The sequence below is a fragment of the Ruminococcus sp. OM06-36AC genome (genome assembly GCF_003438725.1).
Taxonomy (GTDB): domain Bacteria; phylum Bacillota; class Clostridia; order Oscillospirales; family Ruminococcaceae; genus Ruminococcus_C; species Ruminococcus_C callidus.
Genome location: NZ_QSTT01000051.1, coordinates 1 through 3,408 on the forward strand (window position 1 = coordinate 1; position 3,408 = coordinate 3,408).

Annotated in this window: 3 protein-coding genes; all 3 read left to right on the top strand. The window is 49.1% G+C overall.

All coding sequences use genetic code 11. The features are described from left to right. A partial coding sequence (locus tag DXB92_RS12950; RefSeq protein ID WP_341473051.1) for a major tail protein occupies positions 1-393 on the top strand: 393 nt, incomplete at its 5' end. A 12-nt stretch (positions 394-405) separates the two neighbouring features. Next, complete coding sequence (locus DXB92_RS12955) at positions 406-786, top strand: hypothetical protein (RefSeq protein WP_117734196.1); 381 nt, start codon at positions 406-408, stop codon at positions 784-786. A 178-nt stretch (positions 787-964) separates the two neighbouring features. After that, the coding region (locus DXB92_RS12960) for a phage tail tape measure protein (RefSeq protein ID WP_117734197.1) at positions 965-3,408 on the top strand (2,444 nt) is incomplete at its 3' end.

The window sequence follows — 3,408 nt, forward strand, 5'->3', positions numbered from 1 at the left end:
ATCGCATTGGTTCCGCTTGAGTTTGCGACAGACATTCTCGGTGAGAAACTGGACGAAAAGGGCGTCCTCACGGAAACCAATACCGCAGAAGTATCGCAGTTTGCCCTGCTGTTTGAATTCAGCGGCGATAAGAATAAAATTCGGCACTGTCTGTTCTGCTGCTCTGCCTCTCGTCCGGCAACAGAATCCAGCACCATTGAGGACGAAAAGGAAGTTAAAACGGAAACGCTGTCTTTGACCGCAACGGCGTTGAACAGTGGCTTGGTAAAAACTAAAACCTGTGAGAAGACGGATGCCGAGGTTTATGAGAACTGGTATAAGGCGGTATATATGCCCAATCTGGCTGCCGCTGTACAGAGTGGTAAGGCATCCGCAGCATCTGTGAAAGCGTAAGGAGGGTGCAGTATGGCAATTCAGAAGAACATCACCATTGACGGTATTGATGTGCCGTTCAAGGCAAGTGCAGCAGTTCCCAGATTGTATCGTCTGAAATTCCGCAGAGATATTTATCAGGACTTTGCGGCACTGCAAAAGTCTGTGGGAGAAAATACAGAGGAATCCTCTGCACTGGATATTGAAAGTCTTGAGGTGTTTGAGAACATCGCCTATATCATGGCAAAACACGCTGCTCCGGAGAATGTTCCTGATAATCCGGACGACTTTCTGGAACAGTTCAACACATTCAGCATTTATGAGATTTTGCCGCAGCTGATCGATCTCTGGGGTTTGAACGTAGAAACGCAGGTCCAGTCTAAAAAAAACATCGCCCGATTGACCGACCGATGACCACACCACTATTTTTGTTGCGGTGCGTTCAGCTTGGTTTGTCAATGGGCGATTTGGATTTTCTGACCATTGGTCTGGTGAATGATATGTTCACCGAACGGGAGAATGACGATTGTCATTATGATGTGCTGGCAGATCAGAGTGACTTTGATGCGTTTTGATAGGAGGTGAGAATTGTATGGCTAATAGAATCAAAGGCATCACCGTAGAAATCGGCGGTGATACCACCAAGCTGTCAAAAGCACTGGAAGGTGTCAACAAGGATATCAAGGGGACACAGACGCAGCTGAAAGATGTCCAGAAGCTGCTGAAGCTTGATCCCACCAACACCGAACTCCTATCCCAAAAACACAAGCTGCTGGCAGATGCGGTATCTGCTACCAAGGAAAAGCTGGAAGTGCTGAAAACCGCTGCAGAACAGGCAAATACGGCTCTTGCGAATGGTGAAATCTCACAGCAGCAGTATGATGCTTTGCAGCGGGAGATCATCGAAACCGAAAACGAACTGAAACGCCTGACCACAGAAGCAAACAATTCTCACACCGCCTTGGAAAAGATGGGCGTTCTGGGTGAAACGCTGCAGTCCGCCGGGGACAAAATTTCCGGTGTGGGACAAAAGCTGCTGCCGGTCACTGCCGGTGTCACGGCTCTGGGAACCATTGCCGTGAAAACTGGTGCGGATTTCGATTCCGCCATGTCAAAAGTGGCAGCTGTTTCGGGTGCGACCGGTTCAGAGATGGATGCTCTCCGGGAAAAAGCACGTGAAATGGGCAGCAAAACAAAATTCTCTGCAAGCGAGGCTGCGGAAGCCATGAACTATATGGCAATGGCAGGTTGGAAAACCAATGATATGCTCAGCGGTATTGAAGGCATTATGAACCTTGCCGCCGCTTCCGGTGAGGACTTGGCGACAACTTCGGACATTGTCACGGATGCTCTGACCGCTTTCGGTTTGTCTGCTTCGGACAGCGGACACTTTGCGGATATTCTGGCGGCCGCAAGTTCTAATGCCAATACCAACGTCAGCATGATGGGTGAAACTTTCAAATATGCCGCTCCGGTGCTGGGTTCTTTGGGATACTCTGCTGAAGACTCTGCCATTGCCATCGGACTAATGGCAAACGCCGGTATCAAATCCTCACAGGCTGGTACAGCACTGCGTTCCTCCATTACCAATCTGGCAAAGCCGACAGACACGGTGGCATCTGCCATGGAACAGTACGGCATTTCTCTGACGGATAGTTCCGGCAAGATGTATTCTCTGCGGGAACTCATGGAACAACTCCGACAGAAATTGGGCGGACTTTCTGAGGCAGAACAGGCACAGGCGGCTGCATCGTTGTTTGGTAAAGAGGCCATGTCCGGTATGCTGGCGATCATCAACGGTTCCCCAGCGGACTTTGAAAAGCTGTCCAATGCCATTGACACCTGTTCCGATACAGTAGACGGCTACAATGGTACGACCGAAAAAATGGCAGCTGTCATGCAGGATAACCTTGCCGGACAAGTGACCATTTTGAAGTCCCAGCTGGAAGAGTTGGCAATCTCCTTTTCTGACATCCTGATGCCCACCATTCGCTCCATTGTTTCCCGTATTCAGGAACTGGTGGACAAGCTGAACCAATTAGACCCGCAGACCAAAGAAACCATTGCAAAAATTGCACTGGTGGCTGCTGCTCTGGGTCCAATGTTGGTGGTGCTTGGAAAGACCATTTCCAGTGTGGGGACGGTCTTTTCCGCAGTATCCAAACTGCCCGCCCTTTTCTCGGCTGTGCAAAGTGGCATCGGAGCCATTACCGGAGCGTTGGGTGTGTCATTAGGTCCGCTGCTCGCCATTATCGCAGCTGTTGCCGCTTTGGTGGCTGCCTTTGTGCATCTCTGGAAAACCAATGACGAATTCAAGAGCAACATCATCGCCATCTGGGAGCAGATCAAAAGCACCTTTACCGGATTGACACAGGGCATCACTGACCGACTAAATGCTCTGGGATTCGACTTTGAGAGTTTCACCGATGTGCTGAAAGCAGCGTGGAACGGGCTGTGCAATCTGTTAGCTCCCATTTTTGAAGGCGTCTTTCAGAATATCTCTAATATTTTCTCTGGATTTGCAGATATTCTCTTAAATTCACTTGATGTACTGATCGGTCTGTTTACTGGTGACTGGGAGCAATGCTGGGACGGCATCAAGGGTATTTTTACGTCTATCTGGAATTTCGTTGTCAACACGTTCCGCAATATCATGAATACCCTGAAAGGCATTGCAGATGTGGTGCTGGGGTGGTTCGGAACAAGCTGGAACGAAGTCTGGACTTCCATCAAAACATTTTTCGTGGACACATGGAACAGCATTGCTTCCTTTTTCACGGGAATCGTTACCGGAATCCGGGACTTTTTCGTCAACACCTGGACATCCATTTCCAATACATTCACCACCATTGTCACTGCCATTCAGACGGTGGCAACGACCGTATTTACGGCGATTCGGGATTTCTTCACCACCATTTTTACGGCGATCTACAACTTTTTCAGCACGATTTTCAATGCCATTTACAATGTGGTTTCTACGGTCTTTCAGGCAATTCATAACGTCATTACGACCGTTTGGAATGCCATTTACACCAC

Coding starts and splice junctions, on each gene's coding strand:
- DXB92_RS12955 (WP_117734196.1), top strand. CDS start 406: ATGGCAATTCAGAAGAACATCACCATTGACGGTATTGATGTGCCGTTC.